The organism is Pseudomonas sp. 2822-17, from assembly GCF_002742485.1.
Classification (GTDB): domain Bacteria; phylum Pseudomonadota; class Gammaproteobacteria; order Pseudomonadales; family Pseudomonadaceae; genus Aquipseudomonas; species Aquipseudomonas cyclaminis.
Genome location: NZ_LJRZ01000300.1, coordinates 311,840 through 330,538 on the forward strand (window position 1 = coordinate 311,840; position 18,699 = coordinate 330,538).

General features: G+C 61.3%; 15 protein-coding genes. 14 read left to right on the top strand and 1 reads right to left on the bottom strand.

Annotated elements, in window-relative coordinates; all coding sequences use genetic code 11:
- The first annotated feature begins 116 nt into the window (after window positions 1-116).
- The 10 genes from AOA60_RS06975 (at window position 117) to AOA60_RS07020 (ending at window position 12,787) form a co-directional block, all read left to right on the top strand.
- Window positions 117-2,336, top strand: a complete 2,220-nt coding sequence (locus AOA60_RS06975) for a primosomal protein N' (protein WP_099583798.1) — start codon at window positions 117-119, stop codon at window positions 2,334-2,336.
- Window positions 2,337-2,446: 110 nt separating this feature from the next.
- Window positions 2,447-4,183 (top strand): arginine--tRNA ligase, encoded by a 1,737-nt coding sequence (gene argS / locus AOA60_RS06980; protein ID WP_099583800.1) that lies wholly within the window; start codon window positions 2,447-2,449, stop codon window positions 4,181-4,183.
- A 1-nt stretch (window position 4,184) separates the two neighbouring features.
- Complete coding sequence (locus tag AOA60_RS06985; protein WP_099583801.1) at window positions 4,185-4,886, top strand: SPOR domain-containing protein; 702 nt, start codon at window positions 4,185-4,187, stop codon at window positions 4,884-4,886.
- Window positions 4,887-5,075: 189 nt separating this feature from the next.
- Window positions 5,076-5,606, top strand: a complete 531-nt coding sequence (hslV, locus tag AOA60_RS06990; RefSeq protein ID WP_010563201.1) for an ATP-dependent protease subunit HslV — start codon at window positions 5,076-5,078, stop codon at window positions 5,604-5,606.
- A 37-nt stretch (window positions 5,607-5,643) separates the two neighbouring features.
- Window positions 5,644-6,981 (top strand): ATP-dependent protease ATPase subunit HslU, encoded by a 1,338-nt coding sequence (hslU, locus tag AOA60_RS06995; protein WP_099583802.1) that lies wholly within the window; start codon window positions 5,644-5,646, stop codon window positions 6,979-6,981.
- Window positions 6,982-7,129: 148 nt separating this feature from the next.
- Entirely contained in the window at window positions 7,130-7,507 is a 378-nt protein-coding gene (locus tag AOA60_RS07000) for a gamma-butyrobetaine hydroxylase-like domain-containing protein (RefSeq protein WP_099583804.1), read from the top strand.
- Window positions 7,508-7,755: 248 nt separating this feature from the next.
- Complete coding sequence (gene phaC / locus AOA60_RS07005) at window positions 7,756-9,435, top strand: class II poly(R)-hydroxyalkanoic acid synthase (RefSeq protein WP_099583805.1); 1,680 nt, start codon at window positions 7,756-7,758, stop codon at window positions 9,433-9,435.
- A gap of 87 nt (window positions 9,436-9,522) precedes the next feature.
- On the top strand, window positions 9,523-10,368 hold the full coding sequence (gene phaZ / locus AOA60_RS07010; RefSeq protein ID WP_017526534.1) for a poly(3-hydroxyalkanoate) depolymerase: 846 nt from the start codon (window positions 9,523-9,525) through the stop codon (window positions 10,366-10,368).
- Between the two features lie 88 nt (window positions 10,369-10,456).
- Window positions 10,457-12,139: a class II poly(R)-hydroxyalkanoic acid synthase gene (gene phaC / locus AOA60_RS07015; protein ID WP_099583806.1), complete on the top strand. Its 1,683-nt coding sequence runs from the start codon at window positions 10,457-10,459 to the stop codon at window positions 12,137-12,139.
- Window positions 12,140-12,166: 27 nt separating this feature from the next.
- Window positions 12,167-12,787 carry a TetR/AcrR family transcriptional regulator gene (locus tag AOA60_RS07020; RefSeq protein WP_099583808.1) on the top strand — a complete coding sequence of 207 codons (621 nt, stop codon included), beginning with the start codon at window positions 12,167-12,169 and terminating at the stop codon, window positions 12,785-12,787.
- Between the two features lie 7 nt (window positions 12,788-12,794).
- Here AOA60_RS07020 and AOA60_RS07025 read toward each other — a convergent pair whose 3' ends face one another.
- On the bottom strand, window positions 12,795-13,457 hold the full coding sequence (locus tag AOA60_RS07025) for a response regulator transcription factor (RefSeq protein WP_099583809.1): 663 nt from the start codon (window positions 13,455-13,457) through the stop codon (window positions 12,795-12,797).
- A gap of 370 nt (window positions 13,458-13,827) precedes the next feature.
- Here AOA60_RS07025 and AOA60_RS07030 point away from each other — a divergent pair, with 370 nt between their 5' ends.
- The 4 genes from AOA60_RS07030 to AOA60_RS07045 all read left to right on the top strand — a co-directional run bounded on the left by AOA60_RS07030 (window position 13,828) and on the right by AOA60_RS07045 (window position 18,699).
- Window positions 13,828-14,406 (top strand): fimbrial protein, encoded by a 579-nt coding sequence (locus AOA60_RS07030; RefSeq protein WP_143522391.1) that lies wholly within the window; start codon window positions 13,828-13,830, stop codon window positions 14,404-14,406.
- Window positions 14,407-14,458: 52 nt separating this feature from the next.
- Window positions 14,459-15,229 carry a fimbria/pilus periplasmic chaperone gene (locus AOA60_RS07035; RefSeq protein ID WP_099583811.1) on the top strand — a complete coding sequence of 257 codons (771 nt, stop codon included), beginning with the start codon at window positions 14,459-14,461 and terminating at the stop codon, window positions 15,227-15,229.
- Window positions 15,230-15,237: 8 nt separating this feature from the next.
- Window positions 15,238-16,005, top strand: a complete 768-nt coding sequence (locus AOA60_RS07040; protein WP_099583812.1) for a molecular chaperone — start codon at window positions 15,238-15,240, stop codon at window positions 16,003-16,005.
- A gap of 159 nt (window positions 16,006-16,164) precedes the next feature.
- Window positions 16,165-18,699 (top strand): fimbria/pilus outer membrane usher protein, encoded by a 2,535-nt coding sequence (locus tag AOA60_RS07045; RefSeq protein ID WP_099583813.1) that lies wholly within the window; start codon window positions 16,165-16,167, stop codon window positions 18,697-18,699.

The window sequence follows — 18,699 nt, forward strand, 5'->3', positions numbered from 1 at the left end:
CGGCCGATTCCCCACATAAAAGCCCCTTTCATCAGAAAACCGTGGCATACCCAAGCCTTCCCCCGTCTGCTAGGCTCCCGCCCTTGCTCATCACCCTCCTTACTATGGAACCCCGCGTGCCCGACGCCATTTTGCGCCTAGCCCTGCCCTCGCCCCTGCGCCGCCTGTTCGACTACCGGGCCCCGGCCGGGGTGCTGCGAGCGCAATTGCAGCCAGGCATGCGCGTGCGCGTACCTTTTGGCCGACGGGAAATGATCGGCGTCCTGATAGAAGTCGCCGATCACAGCGAAGTCCCCGCCGAGAAGCTCAAACCGGCCCTGGCGATCCTGGACGCCACCGCGCCATTGCCACCCGCACTGTTCAAGCTGTGCCTGTGGACCGCCCAGTATTACCAACACAGCCTGGGCGACACCCTGAGCTGGGCGCTGCCGGTGCTGCTGCGCCAGGGCGAGTTGGCCGAAGCACGCCAGGAACGATTCTGGTCGACAGTGCCCGGTGCACGCCTCGACGACCCGCGCATCGCCCGCGCCCCGCGCCAACGTGAAGCCCTGGCCACGCTGGCGCAGCATCCCCACGGCGTGGCGCATCAGCTCTTGAGCAAGCTGATGCTGAGCAAGGACAGCCTCGACCTGCTGCTCGCCAAAGGCCTGGTGCAGGTGGAAATCCGCAAGCACGCCCCCGATCCACGCCACGAACACTGGCTGGCCCAGCCGGAATTGCCGCTCAACCCCGAGCAACGCGCAGCGTATGAAGCGATTCGCGCAGGTTTCGACAGTTTCCATGCGTTCCTGCTGGCCGGCGTCACCGGCAGCGGCAAGACCGAAGTCTATTTGCAGTTGATCCGCGAAACCCTGCAAGCCGGCAAGCAGGCGCTGGTATTGATCCCGGAGATCAACCTCGGCCCGCAAACCCTGGCGCGTTTCGAGCAGCGCTTCAATGCGCGCATCGCCCTGGTGCACTCGGCGGTCAACGACCGTGAACGCCTGGAGTCCTGGCTGGCGGCGCGGGATGGCGAGGCCGACATTATTATCGGCACCCGCTCGGCGCTGTTCACGCCGATGAAGAACCCGGGCCTGATCATCATCGACGAAGAGCACGACGGCTCCTATAAACAGCAGGAAGGCCTGCGCTACCACGCCCGCGACCTGGCGCTGGTTCGCGCACGCCAGGAAGGCATTCCGATTGTGCTCGGTTCTGCCACCCCGTCCCTGGAAAGCCTGCACAACGCCTACACCGGTCGGTATGGCCTCCTACGCCTGAATGAGCGTGCCGGCGGCGCCAAGCAACCACGATTCCTGCGCCTGGACGTCAAAAGCCGTCCGCTGGACAGCGGTATTTCCGGGCCGATGCAGCAAGCCATCGGCCAGACCCTCGCCGCCGGCCAGCAGGTTTTGGTATTTCTCAACCGCCGGGGCTTTGCACCGACGCTGCTGTGCCATGACTGCGGCTGGATGTCTGAATGCGAGCGCTGCGACGCACGCATGACCGTGCACCAACGCCACGGCGAACTGCGCTGCCACCACTGCGGCCATGTAGAACGGGTGCCCCGCCACTGTCCGCAGTGCGGCAAAGTCGACCTGCGACCAGTGGGCGCAGGCACCGAACGTGCCGAAGAACGCCTGGGCATTCTGTTCCCGGATTACCCGGTACTGCGGGTCGACCGCGACAGCACGTCGCGCAAGGACGCGATGAATCAGCTGTTCGCCACCATTCAGAAAGGCCAGCCGTGCATCCTGGTGGGTACGCAGATGCTCGCCAAAGGCCACCACTTTCCACGGGTGACCCTGGTGTCGATCCTCGACGCCGACGGCGGTTTGTTCTCCGGCGACTTCCGCGCCAGCGAGCGCATGGCGCAGTTGATCGTGCAGGTCGCGGGTCGCGCCGGGCGCGCAGAGGAGCCGGGCAAGGTGATTATCCAGACGCACCTGGCTGACCACCCTTTGCTGATCCAACTGACCGAGCAGGGCTATTTCGCCTTCGCCGAGCAGGCACTGAGCGAACGCCGTTCCGCCGGCCTGCCGCCGTTTGCACACTTGGCGCTGCTGCGTGCCGAAGCCCACAAACCGGGCCAGGCTGAAGGTTTTCTGGATGAAGCCTGCAGCATCGCCGAGGGTTTGCTCGGCGAACTGGGCCTCACCGGCATCGAACTGCTCGGCCCGGTGCCCGCGCCCATGGAGCGCCGTGCCGGACGGTATCGCGCTCAACTACTCTTGCAGGCAACGTCTCGCGCACCGCTGCATCGACTATTAAGTAGCTGGTTGCTTGCCCTGGAGCAAATGCCCAGCGGCCGACAGGTGCGATGGTCGTTGGATGTAGACCCGGTAGATTTGTATTAACCCACGCCACAGGTCCCGCGAAGGTTGGCAAGCCCGCCCTCGCCACGGATAATGCCCAGTTTTTCCACCTGCGCATCGCGCGCCGCCGCTTGCGGTCGAAAGAGAACACCATGAAAGACACCATTCGCCAGCTGATCCAACAAGCCCTCACCCAACTCGTCAACGAAGGTGTGTTGCCTGAAGGCCTGACGCCGGCGATCCAGGTGGAAAACACCCGCGACAAGACCCACGGCGACTTCGCCAGCAACATCGCGATGATGCTGTCCAAGCCGGCCGGCATGAAGCCACGCGACCTGGCGGAGAAAATCATCGCCGCACTGCCGGTCGACGAGAGCGTGACCAAGGCCGAAATCGCCGGCCCTGGGTTCATCAACTTCTTCCAGAACACCCAGGCATTGGCTTCGCGCCTCGATGCCGCCCTGGCCGACGCGAAGATCGGCGTGCGCAAGGCAGGTCCCGTTCAGCGCGTGGCCATCGACCTGTCGGCACCCAACCTTGCCAAAGAGATGCACGTCGGCCACTTGCGTTCGACCATCATTGGCGATGGCGTGGCACGGGTCCTGGAATTCCTCGGCGACACCGTGATCCGTCAGAACCACGTGGGCGACTGGGGCACCCAGTTCGGCATGCTGATGGCCTACCTGCAGGAAAACCCGATCACCAGCAACGAGCTGTCGGACCTGGAAAACTTCTACCGCGCCGCCAAAAAGCGCTTCGACGAGTCCGAAGAATTCGCCGACCGCGCCCGTGGCCTGGTGGTGAAACTGCAGGCCGGAGACCAGGAATGCCTGGAGCTGTGGGGTCGCTTCCGGGACATCTCGCTGTCCCACTGCCAGGAAATCTACGAACTGCTCAACGTCAAGCTGACCATGGCGGACGTGATGGGCGAAAGCGCCTACAACGACGACCTGATCAATGTAGTCAACGACCTCAAGGCCAAGGGCCTGCTGGTCGAGAGCAACGGCGCGCAGTGCGTGTTCCTCGAAGAATTCAAGACTGCCGACGGCGAGCCGCTGCCGGTGATCATCGTCAAGGCCGATGGCGGCTATCTCTATGCCACCACCGACCTGGCGGCCGTGCGCTACCGCAGTGGCGTGCTCAAGGCCGATCGAGCGCTGTATTTCGTCGACCAGCGCCAGGCGCTGCACTTCCAGCAGGTGTTCGAAGTGGCGCGCCGTGCGGGCTTCGTCACTCACCCGATGCTCATGGAACACATGGGCTTCGGTACCATGAACGGCGCCGATGGCCGTCCGTTCAAGACCCGCGACGGCGGCACCGTAAAGCTGATCGACCTGCTCAACGAAGCCCAGGACCGCGCCTACAACCTGGTGAAGGAAAAGAACCCGGAACTGGCCGAAGCTGACCTGCGCAACATCGCCCGCGTGGTGGGCATTGGCGCAGTGAAATACGCCGACCTGTCCAAACACCGCACCAGCGACTACAGCTTCAACTTCGAGCTGATGCTCAACTTCGAAGGCAACACCGCGCCGTACCTGCTGTACGCCTACACCCGCGTGGCCGGCGTATTCCGCAAGCTGGGCAAGGACTTCAGCGAAGTCGAAGGCCGGATCGTGCTGGACGCACCCCACGAACAGGAACTGGCCGCCAAACTGGCGCAATTGGGCGAAGTGCTGAACAGCGTCGGCGAAAAAGGCACGCCGCATATCCTGTGCACCTACCTGTATGAAGTCGCCGGCCTGTTCTCCAGTTTCTATGAGAACTGCCCGATCCTCAGCGCCGACGACGAAGCCCAGAAGCAAAGCCGCCTGCGCCTTGCCGCATTGGCCGGACGGACCCTCAAGCAAGGCCTGGAGCTGTTGGGCCTGGAAACTCTGGAGCGTATGTAAGTTGGCCGCCAAGAAAAAACCTGCACCCAAGCGCGGCGCCAGTCGCTACCAGGCCCCGGCAAAGAAGCCGATTCCGGGCTGGTTGTGGATGGCCATCGGCCTTTCGGTCGGTGCGTTTATCGTGTTCCTGATGAAGCTGGATCCTGGCCAGGGCGATGACGTCAAACGGGTCAAACAGGAGCAGCAGAAAGCCACGAAAATCGCTGAAGCCAATAAGACGGCGCCGAGCCCGACTGCACCCGTGAAGCCGAAGTACGACTTCTACACGCTGCTGCCCGAATCGGAAGTGATCGTACCGCCCGACGCCGTGCCGGAGAAAACCCTGCCGACGCCACAAGTGCCGACCACTCCGGTTACGCCGGCTGAAGCCGCGAAGATCGACACCGCCCGCGCTCAGGCGGCACTGGCCGGCATCACCCCGCCGCCAGCGCCGCCAGTTGCCGAGACCAAAGCGGCGCCGGTGACCAAATTCTTCCTGCAAGCGGGCTCGTTCCCGAAACAGGCGGATGCGGATCGCGTACGTGCGCAGATCATTCTGCTGGGGCAAACGGTGACGGTGGAATCCGGCACGGTAAAGGACGCGACCTGGTATCGCGTGTTGGTAGGGCCGTTCAGCAACCGCGAACAATTGACCGTAGCGCAGAAGCAATTGGCTGGCGCCGGCTTTAGCAACCTGTTGTTACAACAACGCCAGAGCCGCTGATTCAGGCTCAACAGGGGTCAAATGTGGGAGGCCCCCCCTCCCACATTGGTTTCTCGGTGTTCGCGAAAGTGTGTCAGACCCATAGACACCATTCGTCCGCCCTAACCACCCAAGGTTGAAATCACCCCCACCACCCCCATATCAGTTTCCATCAGGGCATTTTCGCCCCGCTGCGTGGAGACTCTCCCCTTGACCACCATCGTTTCAGTACGTCGCCACGGCAAAGTCGTCATGGGCGGCGACGGCCAGGTTTCCCTGGGTAATACCGTGATGAAAGGCAACGCGAAGAAAGTCCGTCGCCTGTACCACGGCCAGGTGCTTGCCGGTTTTGCTGGCGCTACCGCCGACGCCTTCACCCTCTTCGAACGCTTCGAAGGCCAGCTGGAAAAACACCAGGGCCACCTCGTACGCGCCGCCGTCGAACTCGCCAAAGAATGGCGCACCGACCGCTCCCTCAGCCGCCTGGAAGCCATGCTGGCTGTAGCCAACAAAGACGCGTCCCTGATCATCACCGGTAACGGCGATGTGGTTGAACCCGAACACGGGCTGATCGCCATGGGTTCCGGTGGTGGCTACGCTCAAGCCGCGGCCAGCGCACTGTTGAAGAAAACCGATTTGTCGGCCCGCGAAATCGTCGAGACTGCCTTGGGTATCGCCGGTGACATCTGCGTGTTCACCAACCACAACTTCACCATTGAGGAGCAGGACCTCGCCGAGTAAGCCGTAGGCTTGTTCCCGCTTGAGGCCGCCAAACACTATGTCCATGACTCCCCGCAAAATCGCCCACAAACCCAACCGCCATATCATCGGCCAGGACGATGCCAAGCGCGCCGTTGCCATCGCGCTGCGTAACCGCTGGCGCCGGATGCAACTGCCCGAAGAACTGCGCGTTGAAGTGACGCCCAAGAACATCCTGATGATCGGCCCGACCGGTGTCGGTAAAACCGAAATCGCCCGGCGCCTGGCCAAGCTGGCCAATGCCCCGTTCATCAAGGTCGAAGCGACCAAGTTCACCGAAGTCGGTTATGTGGGCCGTGACGTCGAATCGATCATCCGTGATCTGGCCGACGCTGCCCTGAAGATGCTGCGCGAGCAGGAAGTGACCAAGGTCAGCCACCGCGCCGAAGACGCTGCCGAAGAACGCATCCTCGATGCCCTGCTGCCTCCTGCGCGCATGGGTTTCAATGAAGACGCGGCGCCGTCGTCCGATTCCAACACCCGTCAGCTGTTCCGCAAGCGCCTGCGCGAAGGTCAGTTGGATGACAAGGAAATCGAGATTGAAGTCGCCGAAGTCTCCGGCGTCGACATCTCGGCACCGCCTGGCATGGAAGAAATGACCAGCCAGTTGCAGAACCTGTTTGCCAACATGGGCAAGGGCAAGAAGAAAAGCCGCAAGCTCAAGGTGAAGGACGCGCTGAAACTGGTGCGCGACGAAGAGGCCGGGCGCCTGGTGAATGAGGAAGAACTCAAGGCCAAGGCCCTGGAAGCCGTCGAGCAGCATGGCATCGTGTTTATCGACGAGATCGACAAGGTGGCCAAGCGCGGCAACTCCGGCGGCGTCGATGTGTCCCGCGAAGGCGTACAGCGCGACCTGCTGCCGTTGATCGAAGGCTGCACCGTGAACACCAAGCTGGGCATGGTCAAGACCGACCACATCCTGTTTATCGCCTCCGGTGCGTTCCACCTGAGCAAACCAAGCGACCTGGTGCCGGAGCTGCAAGGCCGACTGCCGATTCGCGTGGAACTCAAGGCACTGACCCCTGGCGACTTCGAACGCATCCTCAGCGAACCGCACGCCTCACTCACCGAGCAGTACCGTGAGCTGTTGAAAACCGAAGGGCTGGGCATCGAGTTCCAGGCGGACGGCATCAAGCGCCTGGCGGAGATCGCCTGGCAGGTCAACGAGAAGACCGAGAACATCGGTGCTCGCCGCCTGCACACGCTGCTGGAGCGCCTGCTGGAAGAAGTGTCCTTCAGCGCCGGTGACCTAGCCGGTGCGCAGAATGGCGAGGTGATCAAGATCGACGCCGAATACGTCAACAGCCACCTGGGTGAATTGGCGCAGAACGAAGACTTGTCGCGCTATATTCTGTAAGCCTCACACACAACTGCTTTGCTTCAATGTGGGAGGGGGCTTGCCCCCGATGGCGGTCTGTCAGATAGATGTATGCTGACTGACACATGGCTATCGGGGGCAAGCCCCCTCCCACATTTTTAAGCCGGTTTATTCAGGATCACCTCATATGGCTAAGTTTCCTACTGCTGTAAACCTGCACAAAACCTCCAACACTCTCGGCCTCACCTATGGGCCCGATGAGGTGTACCAACTTCCCGCCGAGTTGCTGCGCACCCACTCGCCTTCCGCTGAAGTCCAGGGCCACGGCAAACCCATCCTGCAATTCGGCAAGCTCAACGTTAAGTTGATCAAGGTAGAACCGGCCGGTCAGTACGCACTGAAATTGACCTTCGACGACGGCCATGACAGCGGACTGTTCACCTGGGACTACCTCTATCAGTTGGCCGTGCGTCAGGACGCGCTGTGGGCTGATTATCTCGCCGAGCTCAAAGCCGCCGGCAAAACCCGCGACCCGAGTGAGTCGGTCGTGCGGCTGATGCTCTAGTCCAGGCCTCTCGCTCTTTAGAGGGCATTTTCTAATTTCATCTGTTTGAATGCCCTGTCGCGTGGTCAATGATTGGCCCGCTTGCGAAAAAAATTAAACTCGGGTAACCAATGGAACTGGCAAGTTCCCTGCATTTGACGATGCGGTATCAACGGTCACCCGAGTCGCAGTACCAGGCTTGTGTTGTGTATCGAAGGTGGTGCACAGCGGTACCCGGTACTCGTCTTTCGGACAATGGAGCGTCGTAGATGAGTAACAAGAACAACGATGACTTGAAACGCCAGGCCTCGGAAAACACCCTGGGGCTGAACCCGATCATCGCGTTACGTAAAAAGGATTTATTGGCCTCAGCGAAGATGGTGCTGACCCAAGCCATCAAGCAACCGTTGCACAGCGTCAAGCACGTCGCGCATTTTGGCATTGAGTTAAAAAATGTGATGTTCGGCAAATCCGAGCTGGTACCTGAGAGCGATGACCGTCGCTTCCACGACCCGGCCTGGAGCCAGAACCCGCTCTACAAGCGCTACCTGCAAACCTACCTGGCGTGGCGCAAGGAACTGCACGACTGGATCGGCGACAGCAGCCTGTCGGACCAGGACATCAGCCGTGGCCACTTCGTGATCAACCTGATGACCGAAGCCATGGCCCCCACCAACAGCGCGGCCAACCCGGCGGCGGTCAAACGCTTTTTTGAAACCGGCGGCAAGAGCCTGCTCGATGGCTTGTCGCACCTGGCCAAGGACATGGTGCACAACGGCGGCATGCCGAGCCAGGTCAACATGGGCGCCTTTGAAGTGGGCAAGTCCCTGGGCACCACTGAAGGCGCGGTGGTGTTTCGCAACGATGTGCTGGAGCTGATCCAGTACAAGCCGATCACCGAACAGGTGCATGAACGCCCGCTGCTGGTGGTGCCGCCGCAGATCAACAAATTCTACGTATTCGACCTGAGCCCGGATAAGAGCCTGGCGCGTTTCTGCCTGCGCAACGGCCAGCAGACGTTTATTGTCAGTTGGCGCAACCCGACCAAGGCCCAGCGCGAATGGGGCCTGTCGACCTATATCGAGGCGCTCAAGGAAGCGGTCGATGTGGTCACGGCGATTACCGGCAGCAAAGACATCAACATGCTCGGCGCCTGCTCCGGCGGCATTACCTGCACCGCCCTGCTCGGCCACTACGCCGCGCTGGGGGAGAAAAAGGTCAACGCCCTGACCCTGCTGGTCAGTGTGCTGGACACCACGCTGGATACCCAGGTGGCGCTGTTCGTCGACGAGCAGACGCTGGAAGCGGCCAAGCGCCATTCCTACCAGGCCGGCGTGCTCGAAGGCCGCGACATGGCCAAGGTATTTGCCTGGATGCGGCCCAACGACCTGATCTGGAACTACTGGGTCAATAACTACCTGCTGGGCAACGAACCGCCGGTGTTCGACATCCTGTTCTGGAACAACGACACCACGCGCTTGCCGGCCGCCTTCCACGGCGACCTGATCGAGTTGTTCAAGAACAACCCACTCGTGCGGGCCAATGCTCTGGAAGTGTGCGGCACGCCGATCGATCTCAAGCAGGTTACCGCCGACATCTACTCCCTGGCCGGCACCAATGACCACATCACACCGTGGCAGTCCTGCTACAAATCGGCGCAGTTGTTTGGCGGCAAGGTGGAGTTTGTGTTGTCCAGCAGCGGGCATATCCAGAGCATTCTCAACCCACCGGGCAACCCCAAGGCGCGCTACCAGACTAGCGACAGCCTCGCGGGCAAGCCACTGGAATGGCAGGAGAACGCGACCAAGCACACTGATTCGTGGTGGTTGCATTGGCAGGCGTGGCAGGCGGAACGGGCGGGCAAGCTGAAGAAAGCACCGACGACATTAGGCAATAAAACCTACGCCGCAGCCGAAGCGGCACCGGGCACCTATGTACACGAACGCTAAATTGAAATGCGGTCAAGTGTGAGAGGGGGCAAGCCCCCTCCCACATTTGGCCTGCATTCCAACCGTCACATCTCACAGGGCTTGAGCATGCCGCAACCGTTCATCTTTCGTACCATCGACCTGGATGGCCAGACCATCCGTACGGCGGTACGCCCAGGCAAGCCTCATTTGACGCCATTGCTGATTTTCAACGGCATCGGCGCCAACCTTGAGTTGGTGTTTCCGTTCGTCCAGGCATTGGACCCGGACCTGGAAGTGATCGCCTTCGATGTACCGGGCGTGGGCGGTTCGTCGACGCCCAAGCGGCCCTATCGGTTTCCCGGCCTGGCCAAGCTCACCGCCCGCATGCTCGATTACCTGGACTACGGCCAGGTGAATGCCGTGGGGGTGTCCTGGGGCGGTGCGTTGGCGCAGCAGTTCGCCTACGACTACCCGGAACGCTGCAAGAAGCTGATCCTGGCCGCCACCGCCGCCGGGGCCTTTATGGTGCCCGGCAAGCCGAAGGTGTTGTGGCTGATGGCGAGCCCGAGACGATACATTCAACCCTCCCACGTGGTGCGAATTGCGCCAATGATCTACGGCGGCTCGTTCCGCCGCGATTCCAAGCTGGCCGCCGAACACGCCAGCAAAGTGCGCTCGGCCGGCAAGCTGGGTTACTACTGGCAGCTGTTTGCGGGGCTGGGATGGACCAGCATTCACTGGCTGCACAAGATCCGCCAGCCCACGCTGGTGCTGGCCGGGGACGACGACCCGCTGATCCCGCTGGTCAACATGCGCATGCTCGCCTGGCGCATTCCCAACGCGCAGTTGCACATCATCGATGACGGCCACCTGTTCCTGATCACCCGGGCCGAAGCCGTGGCGCCGATCATCATGAAGTTTCTGGAGGAGGAGCGCCTGCGCGCTGTGATTCATCCGCGACCGGCAGTGTAAGGACCGCACCGCCGCGCAACTTGCCAGGAACCGACTATGGTTCTGAATTGGCGTGCCTGTTGATGGCTTGACGAAGGAGTGTTGGCTCATGCGAGAAAGACCCGTGACGAACCCGGCGCCCACACCCGCCGCGTTCATCAACGCCCAAAGTGCGATCACCGGCCTGCGCGGTCGGGACTTGCTCTCCACACTGCGCAGCGTCGCTGCCCATGGCCTGCGCAACCCGGTGCATACCGCCCGGCATGCCCTGGCACTGGGCGGTCAACTCGGGCGGGTGCTGATGGGCGAGACGGTGCACGAGCCCAACCCAAGGGACAGCCGCTTCGTCGATCCGACCTGGACGCTCAACCCGTTCTATCGGCGCAGCCTGCAAGCCTACCTGAGCTGGCAGAAACAGACCCGCCACTGGATCGACGACAGCTCCCTGAACGCCGATGACCGCGCCCGTGCGCACTTCGCCTTCGCTTTGCTCAACGATGCGGTATCACCCTCCAACACCCTGCTCAACCCGCTGGCGATCAAGGAGTTGCTCAACTCCGGCGGCAACAGCGTGGTGCGCGGCGTGAGCAACCTGTTTGAAGATTTGCTGCACAACAACGGCCTGCCGCGCCAGGTCAGCAAACACGCCTTTGAAGTGGGCAAGACCGTCGCCACTACCCCAGGCTCAGTGGTGTTTCGCAATGAGCTGCTGGAGCTGATCCAGTACAAGCCCATGAGCGAAAAACAGTACGCCAAGCCGCTGCTGATCGTGCCGCCGCAGATCAACAAGTACTACATCTTCGACCTGAGCCCGGCCAACAGCTTTGTGCAGTACGCCCTCAAAAATGGCCTGCAGACCTTTATGGTCAGCTGGCGCAACCCGGATGTGCGCCACCGCGAATGGGGCCTGTCCACCTATGTGGCGGCGCTGGAAGAAGCGCTCAACGTCTGCCGCGCGATCACCGGCGCCCGCGAGGTCAACCTGATGGGCGCCTGCGCCGGTGGCCTGACCATCGCCGCCCTGCAAGGCCACTTGCAGGCCAAGCGCCAACTGCGCCGCATCTCCAGCGCCAGCTACCTGGTGAGCCTGCTGGACAGCCAGATCGACAGCCCCGCCATGCTGTTCGCCGACGAGCAAACCCTTGAAGCCGCCAAGCGTCGTTCCTACCAGCAAGGTGTGCTGGACGGCCGCGACATGGCCAGGGTCTTTGCCTGGATGCGCCCCAACGACCTGATCTGGAATTACTGGATCAACAATTACCTGCTGGGCAAGGAACCACCTGCCTTCGACATCCTGTACTGGAACAACGACAACACGCGCCTGCCCGCCGCGCTGCACGGCGACTTGCTGGACTTCTTCAAACACAACCCCCTGAGCCATCCCGGCGGCCTGGAGGTGTGCGGCACGCCCATCGACTTGCAGAAGGTGACAGTGGACAGCTTCAGCGTGGCCGGGATCAACGACCACATCACGCCGTGGGACGCGGTGTACCGCTCCACGCAATTGCTGGGCGGCGATCGGCGTTTCGTGCTGTCCAACAGCGGGCATATCCAGAGCATCCTCAACCCGCCGGGCAACCCCAAGGCCAACTACGTCGAAAACCTCAAGCTGAGCAGCGATCCACGCGCCTGGTACTACGACGCCAGTCATGTCGAAGGCAGTTGGTGGCCCCAGTGGCTGGAGTGGATCCAGCAGCGCTCGGGCGTGCAGCGCGAAACCCTCACCGCCCTGGGCAACCAGAATTACCCACCGATGGAAGCGGCACCGGGCACCTATGTGCGGGTGCGCTGAGCTCAACGATCACATTAAGAAGACTGGATGAAGACCCGCGACCGAATCCTTGAATGTGCCCTGCAATTGTTCAACCACAAGGGCGAGCCGAATGTATCGACCATGGAGGTGGCCAATGAAATGGGGATCAGCCCAGGCAACCTCTACTACCACTTCCATGGCAAGGAGCCGCTGGTCATTGGCCTGTTCGAACGCTTTCAATGTGAGCTGGCACCGTTGCTGGACCCGCCCGCAGACGCACAACTGAAGGCGGAGGATTACTGGCTGTTCCTGCACCTGATCGTCGAGCGCATGGCTCACTACCGGTTTCTGTTCCAGGACTTGTCCAACCTGGCAGGACGCCTGCCGAAACTGGCCAAGGGCATTCGCAGCCTGCTCACGGCACTCAAACGCACACTGGCCTCATTGCTGGCTCGATTGAAGGCCGCCGGGCAGGTGGTCAGTGACACCCAGGCGCTGGGCCAGTTGGTGGAGCAGATCACCATGACGTTGCTGTTCTCGCTGGATTACCAGCGGATACTTGATCGCGAAGGTGAGGTACGGGTGGTGGTGTATCAAATCATGATGCTGGTAGCGCCGCATTTGCTGTTACCGGCCCGGCTGGCGACAGAGCGGCTGGCATTGCGTTATCTGGAAGACACGGTTTGAAAACCCGTCAGCCAGGTTCGCCGAACTGCTGGGTAAACTTGAATAGTTCACTGTCGTTCTTGATGCCCAACTTTCGATAGGCCGATTGTTTTTGCGTACTGATGGTACTTGCACTGCGCGAAAACTTTGCTGCAATGGAATTCACCGACATCCCATCCAGAAAACACCGCAGTACTTCCTGTTCTTTGGGCGTGAGACACACATTCAACTGCATCGGCGTTGATACATCCTGCTTCGACTTCATATTCGCAACATGGGCAAAGGACTGCATGCCTTGCAACGCCGGCACCATACAAGGCTGCAAGTAAATGCGCCCTTGGGCGACCGTTCGGATAGCGGTCATCAGCTCAGCCAGATTCTGGGTTTTACCCAGAACGCCCCAGCAGCCTGCCTTCAAAGACAGCGATACCGTTGCAGGCGTGTAATGGGAACAGACAATCAAAGGCCTGCATTGACGGAAGCGTCTATTCAACGCCTGGATCAGGCTGAGGCCATCGCTTTGCGACGGTGCCAGGATAAAGTCCATTACCACGATATCCGCCGGCCGCCGGCCCAGGGCGTCCAGCAGATCCCTGCCGGTCCCGAAGGAACCGATCACCTCAAGATCGGGCTCCATATTCAGGCTCAACTCGATGCCCTGGCGAACCATTTCATGGTCATCCAGCAACATCACGGTACACGTATTGCCTTTTGAAGTTGGCATTCCAGACTCCCGCATAAGCAAATACAGCGCCGCACACAGCCTGTTTATTACCTCAGCCAAACACAGGCTTCAATACTGCACAGCTATATATAGCGCTGCATCTTACAGAGTTCCCTTACAGAACTTTCTTATAACAACTTTTATGCCACGCCACGCCCTCGTAAAATTTTTAAATAAAACAATACACTTTCGAACTATCTCGAACCAAAACTCGATACATCTCTATAGATGAAATTCACTTTTCGATACAAATTATGTCACCCACCACATGCCAAGCATTCAGAACACCGCGCTTTACCTGTGGCAATTACCCAAGTCATTCACAACTGGACACTCCATGAAACTCATCGCTTTATCCCACGTTGCCGCAGCTCTGACCTTGGCTGGCGCTGTCGCACACTCTGCGCATGCCGCTGATGGCGTTATCAACTTCAGCGGCCTGGTGACGGATGTGACCTGCACGGTCGAAGGGGCTGAACCGGGCGCGGGCAAGGTGGTCAAGGACGTCAACCTGGGCGGCGTGTCTGCCGCACGCCTGGCGACGGCGGGGAATCGCGCCAACCTGACGGGCTTCACCCTTCGTATTGGCGCGCCCGGCGAGGGCAGCTGCACCAACGGCCGCACCGCAATGGTTGCCTTTGACCCGACCAGCCCGGCCATCGACGTGGCCACCGGGCGCTTGAACATCGACGGTTACGACGACCCGTCCGACACCACCCACGCCAAGAATGTGCAGGTCGAAGTGACTAACCGTGATGGCTCGCCCATTAACGTCTACACCGAGAAATCGGCAGGCGTGGTGATCGCCGACAACCAGGCCGTTATCCCGCTGGCCGCGCAAATATACGCAAGCGGGCCCGCTAGCGAAGGCAAGGTCAGCACCCGCGTTGGCTTTACGATCGAATACGCCGAGTAAGGCCGGGCAAGCCTGTGTATGCAGGCCGCCTTATGCCATGAGACTTCAGACGATGAAAAAAACAGCCTGGCTTGCTGCCTTTGCGTTTGGCGTGTTGTTGCCACTGGCGCTGCCCTCCCATGCCAGCGTAATTATTCACGGCACGCGAGTGATCTACCCTGTCGGACAACCGGAGGTCGTGGTGCGCCTGGAAAACAAGGGAAACCGCCCCGCACTGGTACAACCCTGGCTGGACAGGGGCGACCGGCACTCCACACCGGCGACAACACAGGTGCCGTTCACGCTGTCGCCATCGATCTTCCGGATCGAGCCCTACCAGCAACAGGCGCTGCGCCTGCGCTACACCGGCGAACCACTGCCCAACGACCGCGAAAGCCTGTTCTGGCTGAACATTCTGGAAGTACCACCGCGCGCGCTGGATGCGGCGCAAAAAAACCAGATCGAACTGTCATTTCGCACCCGTTTGCGCGTGTTCCTCAGGCCACAGGCACTGCCCTATACCGTTGGCAACGCCCCGGAAAAATTGCAGTGGGCACTGGTGGCCCACGAACAAGGCTTTGCCCTGCAGGCTACCAACCCCACGCCCTACCATATTTCACTGGCCTCACTCGACTTGCTGAGCGACGGCAAACGGTTCAGCAAGGCGCCCAGCAAGGACGCCAACGACGGCCTGTTGCTCCCGGCCGGTGACGTGAAACTGTTTGTTATGCCGCTGCTGCGCAATCGCCCCCGTGGCGCAAGCAGCATCGAATTCACCACCGTCAGTGACTTTGGTGCCCGGGTACGCCACTCGGCGAATCTGTGCACCTCTTGCGCAGGATGACTTTTGGCATGAAGACCGCTTCCCTTTCACACCGGCTGGCCAAGCTGCTGACAGCGGTGGTTGTGCTGTTCGCCAGCCACGCCCTGTATGCGAGCGTTGTGATCAATAGCACCCGAATTGTCTACCCGCAGGCCGCCAGGGAGGTCACCGTCAGGCTCGAAAGCAAGAACCAGACACCGGTACTGGTGCAGACCTGGCTGGACGATGGAGACGAATACTCGACGCCGGACCTGGCCGGCATCCCCTTTGTGGTCACGCCGCCGATCTTTCGGATGGAGCCCGGAAAACAACAGGTTGTGCGCCTGGCCTACACCGGAGCAACGCTTGCGGCGGCGCAGGAAAGCCTGTTCTGGTTCAACCTGCTGGAAGTGCCCTCGCAGTCGCCAGACGCCCAACAAGGCAATCAGTTGCAGTTGGCTTTTCGCTCCCGGATCAAGCTGCTTTATCGCCCATCGACCCTGCCTTACGACGTCAACGCCGCGCCTGGAAAACTGCAGTGGCGCGTCGTATCGACGGGGCAGCACCAGGCATTGGAAGTCTATAACCCAAGCCCCTACCACGTGACCTTCGAGCAGATTGAAGTGCAGGTAGCCGGGCAGCGTCATCCCCGCGAAACATCGGCTTCAAGTGCCGCAAACATGGTGATTCCGGGCGGGCGCAATCGCTTTGAGCTACCCAGCCTCAAGACTCCGCCGAGCAGCGCTGCGACCGTAGCGTTCGAAACGCTCGACGATTTTGGGGTCAAGGTCCAGCACAACGCCAAGGTCTTGCCATGACGATGTAGACAGGCGGCCTTCACCGTCGCTTCCCGACGTTCAGCCATCCGGCTGGCCAGGCCACGCGCTTCATCACACACCTTCTGCTGACGCCCATTTGATGGGGCAGGGACGCCCCATGCCGCCGGTTGGACAGCGGCTGTTTTTGAGAACGTAAACATGAGTTTTAAACTTACAGCGCACTGCCTGCTGCTGGTGAGTGGCGCGCACGCCATGGGTGCCCACGGGGCTGAGCCTGTGGAATTCAACCCCGCCTTCTTTGCAACGGATGCGACCGGGGTGCGGGTTGACGTATCAAAGTTCAACCAAGGCAATGTCACCCTGCCCGGCAACTATCGCACCGACGTGCACCTCAACGGCCAGTGGACAGGCCGTGAAACCGTGCACTTCGTCGCCGTGAACGGTCAGAAAGCCGCACAACTGTGCCTGGAGCGCGATGCACTGCTCAGGTTTGGCATCAACCTGGACACGGTCGCACAGCGGCCTGTCGAAGCCGGTCAGACACCGGCCGCCCCGTTTGCCCGCTGCGCGGATATTGCGACTTACCTGCCCGGCGCCAGCAGCGAGTTCGACTCCGGCGAAAACCGCCTGGACCTGCAGGTTCCGCAGGTTTACCTGGCGCGCAAGGCACGGGGCTATGTCGACCCGCAGCAATGGGACCACGGGATCAATGCCGCCTTTGTACGCTACAACGCCAACACCTTCGCCACCCAGACGAATGGCCGCTCCATCAGCTCCCAGTATCTGGGCCTCAACACCGGGCTCAACCTGGGCGACTGGCACTGGCGCCACAACGGCAGCTACAGCCGCTCCACGCTCAGTTCCGGTTATCAAAGCAACGCCACTTACGTGCAGCGCGAATGGAGCACGTTGCGCTCACAGTTGATTGCGGGCGAGATCTACACCCCCGGCGAACTGTTCGACAGCGTGCGCCTGCGCGGCGCCAGCCTGTTCAGCGATGACCGCATGCTGCCCGACTCCCAGACCGGATTTGCGCCCGTGGTACGCGGCGTTGCCGAGACAAATGCGCGCGTCACGGTGCGCCAGCGCGGCGTGCTATTGGACGAAGTGTCGGTAGCGCCTGGCCCCTTCGTGCTCAACGACTTGTTCCCCACCGGGTACGGTGGCGACCTGAACGTCACGATCACCGAGGCCGATGGGCGCCAGCGTGAATTCATCGTGCCGTTCGCCGCCAATGCCCACCTGCTGCGCCCAGGTTTCAGCCGCTACTCGTTGAGTCTCGGGCGGCTGGATGAGATTGGCCTGCGCCACCCGCCAATGCTGGCGCAGGCCACTTATCAGCAGGGTCTGAGCAACCTGCTGACCGGGTACACCGGCGGGGTGATGGGCGATGACTACCGCTCACAATTGCTGGGCACCGCCTTCAATACGCCGCTGGGCGCACTCTCGCTTGACCTGACCTATTCCGACGCCCACTTGCCGGGGCATGGATCACGTAAGGGGCAAAGCCTGCAACTGCGCTACAGCAAGAATTTCGCCGATACCGGCACCCACTTTGCCCTCGGCGCTTACCGTTATTCCACCGAGGGCTTCCTGAACGTGGGCGATGCGGCACGCATCCGCGACTTCGCCCTCGACGGGGTGCGCCTGGACAACGTATCGCGACTGCGCGACCGAATGGACATCAGCCTCAACCAGAGCCTTAAGCAAGGCGCGGTTTACCTGACGGGCTCATCACAGAACTACTGGAACCGTAAAAGCGGCAACCTGACGTTCACCGCCGGGTACAGCGGCACCTGGAGGCGACTGCACTACACCGTGAGTGCGCAGCGCAACCGGGACCTGCTGAGTGAGCGGGTCGACCAGCAAGTAGACTTCACCCTGAGCCTGCCGCTGGGCAGCGACGCGCACGCGCCAACCTTGACCACCACGGCCTACCGCGGCGATCAAAGCAGCGGCGAACGCGTCAGCCTGGGCGGTAGTCTCGGCGAGCGCAGTGAGCTCAGTTACGGCCTGGGGGCCAGCCGAACGCTCGGCAGCGGTAACGCCACAAGCGCAGACGTGAAATACCAGGCGAACCCAGGGGTGCTGTCCGCCAGCTACGGCCAGAGCAACACGTATCGCACAACCTCGTTTGGCATGACCGGCGGTCTTGTCGCCCACCCGGACGGCGTGACCTTCGCCCCAGAACTGGGCGACACCATCGGCATCGTCCAGGCACCCGACGCCTTGGGCGCGCGGATCAACGGCAACCACAGTGCACAGGTCGGCAAAAGCGGCTTCGCCGTGGTACCTCACCTCACGCCTTATCGCCAGAACGTCGTTGAACTGGACCCCAGGGATCTGTCCGTCGACGTCGAACTCAAGACCGCCGCGCAAAACGTCGCGCCTCGCGCCGGGTCGGTGGTGAAGGTGCAGTTTGAAACCGTCAGCGGCCAGGCCCTCTTGATTACGGCGCGGCGCGAGGATGGCAGCCCGTTACCGTTCGGCGCGGATGTATTCGATGAAGACGACGCCAGCGTCGGCGTGGTCGGCCAGGGCGGCAAGGCCTTTGTCCGCGTGCCTCGCACGCAGGGGCAGTTGACGGTCAGGTGGGGATCCAGCGCCCGCGCCACCTGCAGGCTGCGCTACCACCTCGACGTTCAACCAAGCACCGAGGGCGCCAACCGATTGCGGCAATTGGACTCTGGCACTTGCCGGGCCGACAAGGCCTATTCCTCACTGCGAGACTGA